Annotated in this window: 16 protein-coding genes; 6 read left to right on the top strand and 10 right to left on the bottom strand. The window is 72.3% G+C overall.

Features of this window, described 5'->3' with window-relative positions; genetic code table 11:
* Positions 1–70 precede the first annotated feature (70 nt).
* The 4 genes from FB455_RS16080 to FB455_RS16065 all read right to left on the bottom strand — a co-directional run bounded on the left by FB455_RS16080 (position 71) and on the right by FB455_RS16065 (position 4361).
* Positions 71–880 carry an inositol monophosphatase family protein gene (locus FB455_RS16080; protein WP_030269228.1) on the bottom strand — a complete coding sequence of 270 codons (810 nt, stop codon included), beginning with the start codon at positions 878–880 and terminating at the stop codon, positions 71–73.
* Positions 873–1325: a response regulator gene (locus FB455_RS16075; RefSeq protein WP_013288716.1), complete on the bottom strand. Its 453-nt coding sequence runs from the start codon at positions 1323–1325 to the stop codon at positions 873–875. Before FB455_RS16075 ends, FB455_RS16080 begins: the two co-directional genes overlap by 8 nt.
* Positions 1322–3079 (bottom strand): sensor histidine kinase, encoded by a 1758-nt coding sequence (locus FB455_RS16070; protein WP_145754098.1) that lies wholly within the window; start codon positions 3077–3079, stop codon positions 1322–1324. The genes FB455_RS16075 and FB455_RS16070 overlap by 4 nt, the downstream gene beginning before the upstream one ends.
* 70 nt (positions 3080–3149) lie before the next feature.
* The gene (locus FB455_RS16065; protein ID WP_145753894.1) at positions 3150–4361 is read right to left on the bottom strand and encodes a fused response regulator/phosphatase; all 1212 of its coding nucleotides are present in this window, start codon (positions 4359–4361) and stop codon (positions 3150–3152) included.
* Positions 4362–4654: 293 nt separating this feature from the next.
* Here FB455_RS16065 and FB455_RS16060 point away from each other — a divergent pair, with 293 nt between their 5' ends.
* Complete coding sequence (locus FB455_RS16060) at positions 4655–7033, top strand: M28 family peptidase (RefSeq protein ID WP_145753892.1); 2379 nt, start codon at positions 4655–4657, stop codon at positions 7031–7033.
* Between the two features lie 82 nt (positions 7034–7115).
* Here the strand turns inward: FB455_RS16060 and FB455_RS16055 are convergent, their stop codons facing one another.
* Positions 7116–8000: an NAD(P)-dependent oxidoreductase gene (locus tag FB455_RS16055; protein WP_145753889.1), complete on the bottom strand. Its 885-nt coding sequence runs from the start codon at positions 7998–8000 to the stop codon at positions 7116–7118.
* A 29-nt stretch (positions 8001–8029) separates the two neighbouring features.
* Between FB455_RS16055 and FB455_RS16050 the strand changes: the two genes are divergently transcribed.
* Both FB455_RS16050 and FB455_RS16045 read left to right on the top strand, forming a co-directional pair.
* Positions 8030–8380, top strand: a complete 351-nt coding sequence (locus tag FB455_RS16050) for a winged helix-turn-helix transcriptional regulator (protein ID WP_069088010.1) — start codon at positions 8030–8032, stop codon at positions 8378–8380.
* Between the two features lie 108 nt (positions 8381–8488).
* Positions 8489–9037: a YciI family protein gene (locus tag FB455_RS16045; protein ID WP_145753887.1), complete on the top strand. Its 549-nt coding sequence runs from the start codon at positions 8489–8491 to the stop codon at positions 9035–9037.
* Between the two features lie 4 nt (positions 9038–9041).
* On the opposite strand, the gene FB455_RS16040 is transcribed toward FB455_RS16045, so the two are convergent.
* A complete protein-coding gene (locus FB455_RS16040) occupies positions 9042–9236 on the bottom strand; it encodes a hypothetical protein (RefSeq protein WP_356997722.1) in 195 nt (64 codons plus the stop codon).
* A gap of 148 nt (positions 9237–9384) precedes the next feature.
* On the opposite strand from FB455_RS16040, the gene FB455_RS16035 reads away from it, so the two are divergent.
* Positions 9385–10014 carry a hypothetical protein gene (locus FB455_RS16035; RefSeq protein ID WP_363800079.1) on the top strand — a complete coding sequence of 210 codons (630 nt, stop codon included), beginning with the start codon at positions 9385–9387 and terminating at the stop codon, positions 10012–10014.
* A gap of 144 nt (positions 10015–10158) precedes the next feature.
* Here FB455_RS16035 and FB455_RS16030 read toward each other — a convergent pair whose 3' ends face one another.
* The 4 genes from FB455_RS16030 to FB455_RS16015 all read right to left on the bottom strand — a co-directional run bounded on the left by FB455_RS16030 (position 10159) and on the right by FB455_RS16015 (position 12135).
* Entirely contained in the window at positions 10159–10554 is a 396-nt protein-coding gene (locus tag FB455_RS16030; protein WP_083395376.1) for a CPCC family cysteine-rich protein, read from the bottom strand.
* A gap of 47 nt (positions 10555–10601) precedes the next feature.
* Entirely contained in the window at positions 10602–10856 is a 255-nt protein-coding gene (locus tag FB455_RS16025) for a Smr/MutS family protein (RefSeq protein WP_013288724.1), read from the bottom strand.
* 59 nt (positions 10857–10915) lie between these two features.
* The gene (locus FB455_RS16020; RefSeq protein WP_013288725.1) at positions 10916–11278 is read right to left on the bottom strand and encodes a tetratricopeptide repeat protein; all 363 of its coding nucleotides are present in this window, start codon (positions 11276–11278) and stop codon (positions 10916–10918) included.
* Between the two features lie 86 nt (positions 11279–11364).
* Positions 11365–12135, bottom strand: a complete 771-nt coding sequence (locus FB455_RS16015) for an ROK family protein (protein WP_013288726.1) — start codon at positions 12133–12135, stop codon at positions 11365–11367.
* A gap of 85 nt (positions 12136–12220) precedes the next feature.
* On the opposite strand from FB455_RS16015, the gene FB455_RS16010 reads away from it, so the two are divergent.
* Positions 12221–13858 carry an ABC-F family ATP-binding cassette domain-containing protein gene (locus FB455_RS16010; RefSeq protein WP_071097666.1) on the top strand — a complete coding sequence of 546 codons (1638 nt, stop codon included), beginning with the start codon at positions 12221–12223 and terminating at the stop codon, positions 13856–13858.
* Positions 13859–13896: 38 nt separating this feature from the next.
* Positions 13897–14214 carry a hypothetical protein gene (locus FB455_RS16005; RefSeq protein WP_013288728.1) on the top strand — a complete coding sequence of 106 codons (318 nt, stop codon included), beginning with the start codon at positions 13897–13899 and terminating at the stop codon, positions 14212–14214.
* Positions 14215–14456 lie beyond the last annotated feature (242 nt).

The raw sequence follows: 14456 nt of genomic DNA, 5'->3' as shown, positions 1-14456 counted from the left end.
ACGCCAGGCCGGCGACGGCGTACGGCCTCCGACGTCGACGCAGCGTGCCGTGCCCGTCGCGCAGCGCCGCTCAACCGCCCAGCAGGGCGGCGCTCACCTCGTCCCAGATCTCCGGGCTCGCCGCCACGAGCAGTCCCCGGCCCTCGTCGGCCGGGTGGTAGTCGGCACCGTCGAACCGGCGGGCCACGCCACCGGCCTCGCGCACCAGCAACGTGCCGGGTGTGTGGTCCCACGGCAGGGTGCGCCAGAACAGCACGAACTGCTGCTCGCCGGTGAGCACGTCCAGGTATTCCCGGCCGGCGCAGTGCTGGCCGGGCAGCAGCTCACCGATGCGGCGGCCTCCCTCCTCCACCCGGCGGCGGAAATCCGGGGGCAGGAACTTCGTCGCCGCGGTGCCGCGCAGCGCGCCCACCCTCGGCTCGGCCCGCGGCGCACCCAGCGACGCCCCGTCCAGCCGGGCGCCGGCGCCGAGCCGGCCCGCCGCCATCGTGCCGTCGAGCGGGTCGTACACCCAGGACGCCACCGGTACGCCGTCGGTGAGCAGCGCCGCCATCAGTGCGAACGGCCGGCGGCCGGCGGCGAAGTTGGAGGTGCCGTCGACCGGGTCGACGAGCCAGACGTCGCCGCTGCCGCGCAGGTGCCGCAGCAGGTCGGGATCGTCGGCGACGGCCTCCTCGCCGACCACCACCGAGCCGGGACGCAGCCGCCGCAGTCCCTCGGAGATCAGCGCCTCGGCCTCGCGGTCGGCGACCGTGACCACCTCGCCCGGTGCCTTCTCGGAGATGTCGGACGCGTCGAGCCGGCGGAACAACGGCACGACGACCTTGGCCGCCGCCTCCCGCAGCAGCGCGCCGACGTCGTCCAGCAGCGGGTCAGCCACGCGGCGGCAGCTTGACCACGCTGACGAAGAACTCGTCGATCTGGCGGACCACCGAGATGAAGCGCTCGAAGTCCACCGGCTTGGTCACGTAGGCGTTGGCGTGCAGCTGGTAGCTGCGCAGGATGTCCTCGTCGGCCTGCGAGGTGGTGAGCACCACGACCGGGATGCGGCAGAGCTGCGCGTCCTTCTTGATCTCCTTGAGCACCTCCCGGCCGTCGCGCCGGGGCAGGTTCAGGTCGAGCAGGATCAGGTCGGGCGTCACCGCGTCCGCGTACCGGCCCTCGCGGCGCAGGTAGGCGAGCGCCTCGGCGCCGTCGGAGACGACGGTGAGGCGGTTGCGGAGCTTGTGCTCCTCGAACGCCTCCTGGGTCATCAGCACGTCACCGGGGTCGTCCTCGACGAGCAGGACCTCGATCGGGCTCTTGCCGTCCGCGGGCGCGGTCATCCCACCGTCTCCTTCATGCCACCGTTTGTACCGTGTCGGTCCGCCTGCGCGGGCGGCTCTTCGCGTGCCTCGCCGTCCGGCTGCCGCCCGGCGCCCGCCGGGTCGGTCTCGGCGCCCTCGGCGGCCGGCGTTCCGGCCGGCTCCGCGGCGTCCCCGTCCGCGGCGTCCCCGTCCGCTGCCGCCTCCGCCGCCTTGGCGGCCTCGATGTCGGCCTCCAGCGCGGGCAGCGTGAACCGGATGGTGGTGCCCTCGTCGGCGTCGGTGTCCACCCAGACCCGGCCGCCGTGATACTCCACGATCTTCTTGACGATGGCCAGTCCGATGCCGGTGCCCGGGTACGCGTCCTTCGAGTGCAGCCGCTGGAAGATCACGAAGATTTTGTCGGCGAACTCCGGTTCGATCCCGATGCCGTTGTCCCGGCAGCTGATCTCCCACTCGCCGTCCACCAGCCGCGCCGACACGTGCACCTTCGCCGGCACGTCGGGCCGGCGGAACTTCACCGAGTTGCTGACCAGGTTGACCAGCAGGTTGGTCAGCAGCGGCTCCTCGCCGCGGATGGTCGGCATCTCGCCCCAGGTCAGCTCCGCGTCGGCGTACTGCAACGCCGCCTCGGTCTGCCCCGCCACGTCGCCCATCACCTTGTTCAGGTCGACCTCGGTGAAACCGGTGGTCAACCGGCCGATCCGGGAGAACGCCAGCAGGTCGTTGATCAGCCGCTGCATGCGCTGCGCGCCGTCCACCGCGAACGCGATGTACTGGTCGGCCCGCTCGTCGAGCTGCCCGGCGTACCGCCGCTGGAGGAGCTGGCAGAAGCTCGCCACCTTGCGCAGCGGCTCCTGGAGGTCGTGCGAGGCGACGTACGCGAACTGCTCCAGGTCACGGTTGGACCGGGTCAGCTCCTCGGCCTGCTTCTGCAACTGGCTGTTGACCCACTCGATGCGCTCCCGGGCCTCGCGTACCTCGTCCAGCTCCCGGGCGATCTTCATCCGCATCTGGTCGATGTCGTCGGCGAGCCGGCGGAACTCCGGCGGCCCGGACCCCTCGATGCGGTGCCGGTAGTCGCCGTCGGCCACCTCACGCACCTGACCGACCAGGTCGGCCAGCGGGCGGATCAGGATCCGGTCCAGCGAGAGCAGCATGACCACGCCGGCCGCCGTCACCACGAGCGCGGCGATGATCAGCAGCACGACGAGCGTGTTGCTGGTCGAGTTGACCCGGTCGGCGGTCTCCTCCCGGACGGTGAGGATCTCGTCCTGGAGCGTGTTCACCGACGCCCTGATGCCGTCGAACTGCTGCCGGGTCGCGTCCGTGATCAGCGCCTGGCCGGCCTCCGCGCCGTCCCGCTCGACAGTGGTGATGACCGGCTCGGCCACCTGGGCCCGCCACTGTGCGGTCTGCTGCTCGACCACGTCCAGCGACCGCCGCACGTCCGGGTAGTCGGCGGAGAGGTCCCGGATCGAGGTGACCAGGCTCTGCTCGCGCTTCACGCCCTCCTGGTAGGGCTCCAGGTCGCTGCGGTCGCCGTTCACCGCGTACCCGCGCACCGACGTCTCCTGGTCGAGCAGCACGCTCATCAGCTCCTGCGCCTGGACGCGCAGCGGGCCGGTCTTGAGCAGCACCGCGTCGATGTTCTCGCGGTTCTTCGCGGCGACCGCCGCCTCCGCGGCGGCCAGACCGAGCAGCAGCACCAGCACCACGCCGAGGAGCGCGACCACCCGCCGCCGCAGGGTCCACCCCTGCTGGTACGCCTTCACAGGTTCCTCCCCGTCGCCCTTCGCGCTCACTGCGTCATCTTCGTTCGCGACCGCGGAGCCGGCTCGGCGCTCACCGGCCGCTGCCCCGCGTGACCAGCAACATCGCCACGTCGTCGGCGAGCGGGCCGCCGTTTATCTGCTCGGCGCGCCCGACCAGCCAGGCGGGCAGCTCGGCCAGCGGCACCGCCCGGTTCGCCGGTTCGGCGAGCAGCCCGGTCAGGCCCGGCACGTCGAGGCGTTCGTCCCCGCCGTCCACCCGGCCCTCGATGAGGCCGTCGGTGTACATCAGCAGGGACCAGTCGTCGGTGTCGAACTCCAGGTCGAAGGCGACCGGGCGGCGCGGGCGTACGCCCAGCAGCAACCCGCCCTTGGCCGGCACCGGCGCGACCTTGCCGCCGCTGAGCAGCAGCGGCGGCGGGTGACCGGCGAGGCGTACGGTGGCCCGCGCCGACGCCAGGTCGAGCCGTGTGGTGGCCACCGTCGCGAAGATCTCCTGGAGGCGGCGCTCGCTCATCAGCACCTGCTCCAGCGCGGGCAGCACCTCGTCGTCCGGCACCCCGGCCAGCACCAGGGCCCGCCAGGCGACGCGCAGTTCGACACCGAGCGCCGCCTCGTCCACGCCGTGCCCGCAGACGTCGCCGACGATCAGGTCGATCCGGTCCGGCTGGGTCTGCACCACGTCGTAGAAGTCGCCGCCGATCAGCGCGGCGTGCCGGCCGGGCCGGTAGAACGTGTGCACCGACACCTCGTCGGTGGTCATCAGCGGCTGCGGCAGCAGGCCGCGCTCCAGGCGGGCGGACTCGGCCTGGCGCAGCTCCACCTCACGCAGCCGGCGGGCGTTCTCGTCGGCCCGCTTGCGCTCGACCGCGTACCGCAGCGCCCGGGTCAGCAGGACACCGTCGACCTGGCCCTTGACCAGGTAGTCCTGCGCCCCCTCGGCGACCGCGACGATGCCCAGGTGCTCGTCCGAGCGGCCGGTCAGCACGCAGACCGCGGCGCCGCTGGCCATCTCCAGCACCCGGCGCAGCCCGTCCAGGCCCTGCGCGTCCGGCAGACCCAGGTCGAGCAGGACGCAGTCCACGCCCATCACCCGCTGCCGGGCCTCGCTGAGGCTGGTGGCGACCAGCAGGTCGATCATCGAGTTGGTCTCGGCGAGCAGCTCACCGACCAGGAAGGCGTCGCCCTCGTCGTCCTCGACCAGCAGCACCCGCAGCCGCTCGCCCGGCGGTACGCCGCCGTGCAGCCCTGCCCCGGCCGACGGCACGCGGACGGCACCCGACATGCCGGAACCCCGCTGCGGTCGGGTAACCGCCGCGAGTCGCGGGAGTTCGCTGGTGATGTCGGGCTCCTTCCGAATGCCCTGCTGATCCTGACTCAGACAACAGTCGCACACCGCGCGACCGCTGCCGGTGCGGCGGAGCGTGTGACACGTCCATCCGGACAGCGGCACGGTCGACCCACGATGTTACGCCGCAAGCGGTGTCACACCGGCAGCGCACCGACCGGGGACTGCCGCCGCAGGCCCCGGGGGTGCAGGATGATCCCCACCCCGTAGATCCACCCCGAGGAGTCCCCGTGGGCGCACCCCCCACCCGCCCCGCCGACCGCGCGTTCACCAGGCCCCGCCGCCGGCCGATCGCCGCCCTGGCCGCGCTCGCCGCGCTGCTCGCCGTCGGGGCGGGCGTCCTGGTCGGCCTCTCCACCCCGGCACCGCGCCCGGCGGACGCGCCCGAGGGCGAGTTCAGCGCCGCCCGGGCGTTCCGGAACGTCGAGGTGATCGCGGCCGAGCCGCACGTGGCCGGCAGCGCCGCGAACGACCGGGTGCGCGAGCACCTGGTGGCGACGCTGCGCGGGCTGGGCCTTCAGACCGAGGTGCAGGACGCGGTCGCGCCCGAGGCCGGGCAGCTGTCCGGCGCGGCGGGCGGGGCGACGCTGGCCCGGGTCCGCAACGTGGTGGCCCGGCTCCCCGGCACCGACCCGACCGGGAAGGTGTTCCTGGTCTCGCACTACGACTCGGTGCAGACCGGGCCGGGCGGCAACGACGACGCCGCCGGCACCGCCGCGATCCTGGAGGTGGCCCGGGCGCTGACCACCGGCCCACGCCCCCGCAACGACATCGTCTTCGCGCTGACCGACGCGGAGGAGGCGTGCCTGTGCGGGGCCGCCGGGTTCGCCGGCGACCATCCGCTCGCCCGTGACGGCGGGGTGGTGCTCAACCTGGAGGCGCGCGGCTCCACCGGTCCGGTGATCATGTTCGAGACGTCCCGGAACAACGCGAAGCTGGTCGAGATCTTCGGCAAGGCCGCCCCGCACCCGGTGGGCACCTCGTTCGCGGTGGAGATCTACCGGGCGCTGCCGAACGACACCGACTTCACCGCGTTCCTCGACCGCGAGTTCGTCGGGCTCAACTCCGCGTACATCGACGGCGGCGCGATCTACCACACCCCGCTGGACGTGCCGGCCCGGATGGACCGGGGCAGCCTCCAGATGCACGGTGACAACGCGCTCGGCCTGGCCCGCGAGTTCGGCCGTACCGACCTGGGCGACCTGCGCGCCGGCCACGACGACACCTACTTCCCCGTGCTCGGCGGCCTGGTCCGCTACCCCGGCTGGCTGACCCTGCCGCTCGCAGTGGCCGCGCTGCTCGCTGTCGGCGCGCTCGGCTGGTTCCTGCGCCGCCGGGGCCGGGCCACCGCCGGCACGCTCGCCGCCGGCTTCGGCCTGACCCTGGTGCCGGTCGTCGTGGCCCCGCTCGGCGCGTGGCTGCTCTGGGCCGCGATCACCACGATCCGCCCCGGGTACGCCGAGCTGCTCGACCCGTACCGCCCGGTCTGGTACCGGCTCGCCGTCGTGGCGCTCGCCGCCGCGGTGCTGTTCTGCTGGTACGCGCTGCTGCGCCGCCGGGTCGGCCCGGCCGCGCTGGCGTTCGGCGGGCTGGCCTGGCTGGCCGTGTTCGGTGTGCTGCTCGCCGTGGCGGTGCCCGGCGGGGCGTACCTGACGACACTGCCGGCGCTGGCCGGCGCGCTCGCCGGTTTCGCCGCGCTCGCCACCCGCCGCGACGGACCGTGGCCGGTGGTCGCGGTGACGCTCGCCGCTGCGGTGGCAGTGGTGATCCTGCTGCCTCCGGTGGTGCTGCTGTTCCCGGCGCTCGGCATGGGCATGGGCGCGGTAGCCGCGCTCGTCGCGGTGCTGCTCGGCCTCGCCGTACTCCCGGTGGTGGACCTGCTGCACCCCCGGGCCGGCGGCCAGCGCGGCCTGCTCGCGCTGCGCGCACGCCGGCTCGGCGCGCTGCCCGCCGCGGCGGCCGCGCTGGCGGCGGTGGTGCTCGCCGGGGTCGGCCTCGCGGTGGACCGCTTCGACGCCGCGCATCCCGTGCCGACCCATCTGATGTACGCGCTGGATGCGGGCACCGGGAAGGCGGCCTGGCTGACTCGCGAGGAGAAGCCGCAGCCCTGGACCGACGGCTACGTCGACCGGAGCATCGCGGTGGCCGACGAGTTCCCCGGGCTGGGCAACGGCGAGATGCGCGCCGGACCGGCCACCGCCGCGCCGCTGCCCGCGCCGAAGGTGGAGACGCTCTCCGACACCCGCAACGGCGGCCAGCGTGTGCTGCGGGTACGGGTGGTGCCGCAGCGGCAGGTACGCCTGCTCACGATGCACGTCGACACCAGCACCGCGACGGTGCGGTCCGCCACCGTGGCCGGGCGGAACGTGCCGGTCGAGCCGGGCGACGGGAAGTGGGGATTCGGGGTCGTGTTCCACGCCCCGCCGCCGGAGGGCGTCGAGGTGACGCTGACGCTCGTGCCGCGCGGCGGTGCGGTGTCGGTGCGGGCCATGGACGCCAGTGACGGACTGTCCGGGGTGCCCGGGTTCCGGGAGCGGCCGGCGGGCGTGGGGGTTGTCGGCTCGCACAGCTCGGAGATGCTGGCGGTGGCGCGCACGTACCCGCTCTGACCACCGTTTGATCGACACCACCTCGCCGGAGTGGCGGTATCCGCGCGCCGGGATACCGCCACCTCGGCGTACTGGTTGTGGGTCAGCGCCGCCCCAGCACCTCGGCGACCCGCAGGAAACCGTCCGCGCCGTGGCCCAGCCCGACGGCCCGGCGGGCCATGCCCTCGGCCGCGCGCATCACCCCGGCGTCGATGCCGTGCGCCTCGGACGTGTGGACGATGTGGGCCATGGAGGACACGGCGGAGGTGATCGGGTTGCCGTCGCCGGGGAAGATCCCCGTGTCCATCTCCGCCGCACCCTCCTCGAAGATCGGCGGCAGGATCGCGGCGATGCCGGCGGCGAACGGCACGAGTTCCCGCGCCGTCACGCCCTCCGCCTTGGCCACCGCCAGCGCGTGCGCATAACCCGCCATCGCGGTCCAGAAGATGTCGAGCAGCGCGATGTCGTACGCCGCCGCGCGCCCGATCTCCTCGCCGAGGTGCGTGTGGGTGCCGCCCAGCGCGTCGAGCACCGGCTGGTGCTCCTGGTAGAGGCCGGCCGGACCGCTGTAGATGAGCACCGCGTCCGGGGTGCCGATGGTGGTGGTCGGCGTCATGATCGCGCCGTCCAGGTACCGGATGGCGTGTCCGGCCGCCCACCGCGCGGTGTCCCGGGCCCGGTCCGGGGTGTCGGCCGTCAGGCTGACGACCGTTCGGCCCGTGAGTGCGGCGGCCACCGCCTCGCGTCGCAGGATGGCGTCCGACGCGTCGTAGTTCACCACGCAGACCACAGTCAGCTCGCTCGCGGCGACCGCCTCCTCAGCGGTCCGGGCGCTCGTCGCGCCCCGCTCGACCAGCTCACGATCCTTGCCGGGCGTGCGATTCCAGACCGTCGTCGGCACTCCGGCGCTCAGGAAGGCGCCGGCCAGCGCACGACCCATCGGTCCCAGACCGAGCACCGTGACAGACTTGTCGGGATTGATGTTCACGCAGACTCCTCTTGTCGAACGGGACGCAGATGACGCGCAGCCGGGCCCAGGATCTGAACGTCTGTGGAGTGACGGCCGCGATCGCCGTGATCGACGGCAAGTGGAAGACAGCCCTGCTCTGGCTGCTGGAATCCGGCCCGCGCCGCCCCGGAGAGCTGCGCCGGCAGCTTCCGGGCCTCACCGAGAAGGTGCTGACTCAGGCGTTACGGGAGATGGAGGGCGACGGACTGGTGCACCGGGAGGCGTACGAGGTGCTGCCGTTGAAGACCGAGTACTCGCTGACCCCGTTCGGCCGCGACCTCGCCGAGGCGCTGGCTCCCCTCTCCGACTGGGGCCACCGCCGCCTGGACAAACTCGCCGAAGCCCGCACCGCCTCCTGACCACCCTTTTCCGCCTCCGCCCACAACCAGGTTCGTCGCGGTCGGGCACGCCGACAAGTACCCACAAAAAAGTGGCTACGTCTGCTGATCGACCGCGAGACTCGGGTCATGGAATTCTTCTGCTACCACCGCGATCGGCTCGACTCGGCAACTCTGCGCCAGGCGCTGATCGAGGAGCACTGGTCCTACATGGACGGGTACGCGGAGCAGATGATCGCTCGCGGCCCGACCCTCGCCGACGACGGTTCACCGACCGGCAGCGTGCACATCCTGGCCCTGCCCGGCCCCGCCGCCGCCCGGACGTTCGCCTTCGACGAGCCCAACTACCAGGCCGGCGCGTACCGGGACGTGATGCTGCGCCGGTGGCGCAACATGCTGGGCCGCACCATGTGGGAGTTCCCCGGCGGCCGGACCGGCGGCAACCGCTACCTGGTGCTCGGCCTCGGTCCGGAGCAGAGTGCAGGTCCGGTGCTGCCGCAGCGGCAGGACGAGCTGATCGCGTACGGGCCGCTGCTGTCCGACGACGGCGCGAGGTGGCTCGGTACGGCGGCGCTGGTGCGGGCGACCGGGCCGGACGAGGCGCGCGCGGCGCTGGACGCCGACCGATACGCCGAGGTGGAGGTGCACCACTGGGTGTTCGGTGGCCGCCCGGCGTAACCGGCTACTCGTGGTCTGCCAACCGCAGCAGGAGACCTGCGGGCTGCGTCGTGCCGCCGTGGATGGGCGCGGCGTTCAGCAGCCGATGCCCCGGCAGCAGCGCCAGCAGATCAGGACGCTGCGCCGGTCCGACGCGCGTCTCACCGAATTCCCCCATGTCGTAGGCGGCGTACGGCTCGGTGAACTGAAGGCGCAGCAACTCGCCGGCGGGGGCGATTCGCCGACTGGGACACGCCGCCAAGTATCCACGTGGCTAGGCTGGCGACGTGCCAAGCGATCCGGAGCGTGTACGGCAGGCGCTGGCGATGTGGGACGGTTTCCCCGTTCACCGCGAGCCGCGCCCGATCGTGCTGACAGCGATGGGCGTCACGGCGCTCGACCGACTCATGGTGGACACGCAGTGGCGGTCGTTGTTCGACGCCCCCGGCGTCCCGGAGTCCGAGTTGCCGCCGGAGATCGCGCCGGCCGCCGTCGACTACTGCCGTGACGTGCAGAGCGGGGCGCAGAGACCGCTGGCGAACATCATCCGGGCGAACGGACCGTTCGCCACCGACCGAGGCACTCGCGAACTCCCGGCGTGGATGATGCACCCCGACGACCGGCGATGGCCGTTCATCGCTCTGGACCCGGACTTCGAACGTCGGATGACGTGGCGGCCACCCGGCGTAGGAGCCGCTCATCACGAGGAGGCCGTGCTCGCGCACGATGGGCGCACTCTGACGTTCCGGTTCATCGGAACGCCCGCGCAATATGCCGACTACCCAGACGCCGTGGTGTTCGAGACGGACACGGCGGTGCTCGTCGAACCGGTGGAGGTCGCCCGCGACGGAGACGGCTATCGGCTGGCCTACGCCGAGGAGCGCGAGGTGGTGGTGCGCCTGGCCGCTCCGCTCGGCAACCGGGTCCTGATCGGCATCGGGCACGGTCCCGGAACAACCACCTTCGGCCTCCCCATAACGGTGCTCACCGCGGCCTGACAGAGGTGAGCAGACGCGATGGCGCCACCACCCCAGAGCGCCTGAGCGTTGTCCGGTCTCGGGATCCACATGACAGATCGGTATCAGGACCTGCGTGACTCTCGGCGAGAGCGCGGAAGTCACCGGCTGTGCCGTCCGAGCACGTCAAGCCGTCCCGGGCGTTGATCGACGGCGTCTGCGCTCCCAACGGGCTCGTCGCTCGGCATAGGCACGCCGCGCATCCGACAGACTGACCGGCCGTTCGGCGTAGGCACGACGTGCATCCGTCAGACTGAGCGAACCGTTGGGGCCACCCCGCACCGTGTCAGCGTCCTCGTCGTCCTGCCCGTCGTCCTCCCAACCGCAGGCGAAGCAGATCTCGAACTGACCTCGCCCTTCGAGCGTCGGGTGCCGGCAGCAGGGACACGCGTAGGGTTCGCCACCCGCTTCAGCCACCACAGAACGCTGGTTCAACGCCTCGACGTACTGCTCAAACCACCTGGTGCGGCTCGCGAGTTCTTCTGCGGACGGCCCCTCCTGCTTGCCGGCATGTTCGTCCATCCTCTGCACCTCACGTTGTCGATCGGGTTGAAGTGGCTCGTATACCGCTACTTCCAGCGGAAGTGCACGAACAGCCGGCCGAAGTTCTTCGAGTCCTTCTCGACCCGGTGGTAGAGCTGCTTCACGTCCTTCTGGTCGAGGAAGCGCAGCACCTTCTTCTTGAGCGCGCCCGACCCCTTGCCCGGGATGATCTCCACGAGCGTGGCCTTCTTCGCCACCGCCTCATCCATGATCCCGCGCAACGCGCGGTCGATGTCGTGGCCCTTGTTGTAGATGTCGTGGAGGTCGAGCTTGAGCTTCACGGTCCCATCCTAGGTACGCGGAAGGGCAGCCCGCCCGGGCTGCCCTTCCGCGTGATCAGTCAACGACCGACCTTGCCCTCCACCCGGCGCAGGGCGGTGGCGTAGTCGGTGTTCGTCGAGTACATCGCGGCAGCGATGCGCAGGTGCCGCAGCGCGTCCACGGGCCGGTTCATCCGCTCCAGCGTGCGGCCGAGCACGTGGTGCGCGTAGTGGTCGCTCGGGTCGCGGTCGACCAGCGCGCGCAGCTGCTCCTCGGCCCGGTTGAGCTGGGCCGACTGGAAGTACGCGCGGGCCAGCAGCTGCCGGACCGAGGAGTTGTCCGGCTCGGCCTCGATGATCGGTTCGAGCAGCCGGGCCGCTCCGGTCGGGTCACCCGCTTCGAAGAACATGGTCGCCCGCCGGTACTCCGCCAGAAGATCCACTCGACCCACCTCCTCGTGTCGCGCCAAGCCTTGGTCCGACGCTGGCACAACACCGGCGCAAGCGCGAGTGTTCCTGCGGTCGAAGATCACGTGGTCGGGTCGTACCGGCCGCCGATCAGATCCCAGGCCCGGACACCACCGACGATTCCGGCCGTGTTCGGGACGATCACCACGTCGTCGCCCATCCGGGCCACCTGCTCGGGCCGAATCAGCCGGGAGTTGCCGCCGCCGAGATACAGCCGGTCCCAGCGGAACACCGGCCGCAGACCGTCCACCACCTGCCGGATCCGCCGCGACCAGAACGCGTCGCCGAGGCGCCGCCGTTCCGGCTCCCCCACGTACGTGTCGTAGGTGGTGTTCCACCGCACCGGCGCGTGCGACAGCTCCAGGTGCGGCGCCAGCACCCCGCCGTCGAACAACGCGCTGCCCAGCCCGGTGCCGAGCGTCAGCACCAGCTCGCAGCCGGTCCCGGCGACCACGCCCGCGCCGTGCACCTCGGCGTCGTTGAGCACCAGCGCCGGTACGCCGAACGCCCCGGCCAGCGCGGTGCGCGCGTCGTACCCGGACCACTCGGCCAGCAACTCGGGGTCGACGCGGCTGCGCGGCCCGGAACGGGTCACGTAGTGCGGCGTCGCCACCACGACGCCGTGCCGGATCATGCCGGGCATGCCGACGGTGAGCCGGTCCGCCGTGGGCAGGCGGGCGCCGAGATCCAGCAGCGTCTTGACGAACAGGCCGGGCGGCAACGGGTACGGCGTGGGCACGCGCAACGGCCGCGCGCGCATGGTTCCGGCGGCATCCAGTACGGAGGCCTTGATCCCGCCGCCACCACAGTCGATCGCCAGTGTGGTCACCACGGCTGTGAGTCTCCCTCAGACCGGCGCCGCCGCGAGCGCGGGTCACGGTAATCCGGATGCGCCCGCCGGTAGGCTCGATCACCTGATGAGCGCCACGTTGATCGCCAAGGACCTCACCGCCGGCCACGGTGACCGCATCCTCTTCGAAGACCTCGACCTCGTCGTCGCACCCGGCGACGTGGTGGGGCTGGTCGGGGTCAACGGCGCGGGCAAGTCCACGCTGCTGCGTACCCTCGCCGGTCTTGCCCCCCGCGAGCAGGGCTCGGTGGCGCTGAGCCCGCCCACGGCGACTGTCGGCTACCTGCCGCAGGAGCCGGAGCGCCGGCCCGGCGAGACGGTCCGCGGCTTCCTGGCCCGGCGGACCGGGGTGACCGCCGCGCAGGCCGCGCTTGATGCCGCCACCGAGGCGCTCACCGCCGGGACGGCGGGCGCCGACGACGCGTACGCGAACGCCTTGGAACGCTGGCTCGACCTCGGCGGCGCGGATCTGGACGAGCGGGCCGAGCAGGTCGCGGCGGAGCTGGGTCTCGACGTCGACCTGGACCACCCGATGACCGGACTGTCCGGCGGGCAGGCCGCCCGCGCCGGGCTCGCGTCGCTGCTGCTCAGCCGGTACGACGTCTTCCTGCTCGACGAGCCCACCAACGACCTCGACCTGGCCGGGCTGGACCGGCTGGAACGCTTCGTCACCGGCCTGCGCGCCGGGACCGTGCTGGTCAGCCACGACCGGGAGTTCCTCACCCGCACCGTCAACCGGATCGTCGAGCTGGACCTGCACCAGCGGCAGGTCAAGCACTACGGCGGCGGCTACGCGGCCTACCTGGAGGAGCGCGCGGTGGCGCGCCGGCACGCCCGCGAGGAGTACGAGGAGTACGCCGACACGAAGGCCGACCTGGAGGCGCGCGCCCGCACCCAGCGGGCGTGGATGGAGAAGGGCGTCAAGAACGCCCGCCGCAAGGCCACCGACAACGACAAGATCGGCCGCAAGTACCGCGCCGAGTCGACCGAGAAGCAGGCCGCGAAGGCCAAGCAGACCGCCCGGCTGATCGAGCGGCTGGACGTGGTCGAGGAGCCGCGCAAGGAGTGGGAACTGCGGATGGAGATCGCCGCCGCGCCCCGCGCCGGCGCCGTCGTGGCCTCGCTCCGGCAAGCGGTGGTACGCCGTGGCGGCTTCACGCTCGGCCCGGTGGACCTCCAGATCGACTGGGCCGACCGGGTGGCGATCACCGGGGCGAACGGCTCCGGCAAGAGCACCCTGCTCGCCGCGCTGCTCGGCCGGCTGCCGCTGGACGAGGGACACGCCGCGCTCGGCCCCGGTGTGGTGGTCGGTGAGGTCGACCAGGCCCGGGGACTGTTCCTCGGCGACCAGCCGCTGCTGGAGGCGTTCGGCGCCGCCGTACCCGATCTAGCCCCGGCGGACGTGCGGACGCTGCTGGCCAAGTTCGGGCTGCGCGCCGAGCATGTGCTGCGGCCGGCGGCGACGCTGTCACCCGGCGAGCGGACCCGGGCCGCGCTGGCCCTGCTCCAGGGCCGGGGCGTCAACCTGCTGGTGCTCGACGAGCCGACGAACCACCTCGACCTGGCCGCGATCGAGCAGTTGGAGTCGGCGCTGGCGAGCTACCCGGGAACGCTGCTGCTGGTGACCCACGACCGGCGGATGCTCGACGCGGTGAGCGTGAACCGGCGGCTGCGCGTGGCGGACGGACGGATCGCCGAACACTGATCCGTGCCGACCCGCGCGCGCGGGTCCACAATGAGCGCATGCTCAAGTGGGAGTACGCGCTGCTGGTCCGCCGCCGCCAGGCCGCCGCCACCGACGCCGGGTGGGAGGTCGTCTTCATCTGGTACGGCCCGGACGGCTCCATGATCGACGTGACGCCGTACGGCGACACCGCGCTGGCCCACCTGAACCGGGCCGGTGACCAGGGCTGGGAACTGGTCGCGATGAGCGAGGACCCGTCGCTGCCGGGCAACAACGAGTTGCACCGCTACCACCTCAAGCGCCCGAAGGCAGCGGCTGCCCAGCCCCGCCAGCGCATGCGAGGCTCCCGCACAGTCCGCCGAACCCTCTCCCCCTGACCGCCCGCCCCCGCCCTGCCCCACCAGCCCCGTCCCCGCTTGACGAAACCCATAGGGACACCCCCCTGTTCCCCTGTTCCCCTGTTCCGGTCGATCTTGCAGTTGCCGCCCTTCAGGTACCCCTTTTGCGAGCTTGGTCCGGGCCGCAAGTGCAAGACGCTTCTATGTCTGTGGTGATCGGTTCGGCTGATTGCCGTTAGGGTTCGGCGTTGGTGATCACTTGGGTGGCTCTTCGTTGATCC

The sequence above is a fragment of the Micromonospora sp. CNZ296 genome (assembly GCF_007827635.1).
This window is presented reverse-complemented; position numbering and strand designations above follow the sequence as displayed.

Excerpts from the sequence above, each read along its gene's own strand:
- FB455_RS16045 (WP_145753887.1), top strand. The coding sequence starts at position 8,489 with ATGGAATTCTTCTGCTACCACCGCGATCGGCTCGACTCGGCAACTCTG.
- FB455_RS16030 (WP_083395376.1), bottom strand. The coding sequence starts at position 10,554 with ATGGACGAACATGCCGGCAAGCAGGAGGGGCCGTCCGCAGAAGAACTC.
- FB455_RS16065 (WP_145753894.1), bottom strand. The coding sequence starts at position 4,361 with ATGTCGGGTGCCGTCCGCGTGCCGTCGGCCGGGGCAGGGCTGCACGGC.
- FB455_RS16075 (WP_013288716.1), bottom strand. The coding sequence starts at position 1,325 with ATGACCGCGCCCGCGGACGGCAAGAGCCCGATCGAGGTCCTGCTCGTC.
- FB455_RS16005 (WP_013288728.1), top strand. The coding sequence starts at position 13,897 with ATGCTCAAGTGGGAGTACGCGCTGCTGGTCCGCCGCCGCCAGGCCGCC.
- FB455_RS16050 (WP_069088010.1), top strand. The coding sequence starts at position 8,030 with ATGACGCGCAGCCGGGCCCAGGATCTGAACGTCTGTGGAGTGACGGCC.
- FB455_RS16010 (WP_071097666.1), top strand. The coding sequence starts at position 12,221 with ATGAGCGCCACGTTGATCGCCAAGGACCTCACCGCCGGCCACGGTGAC.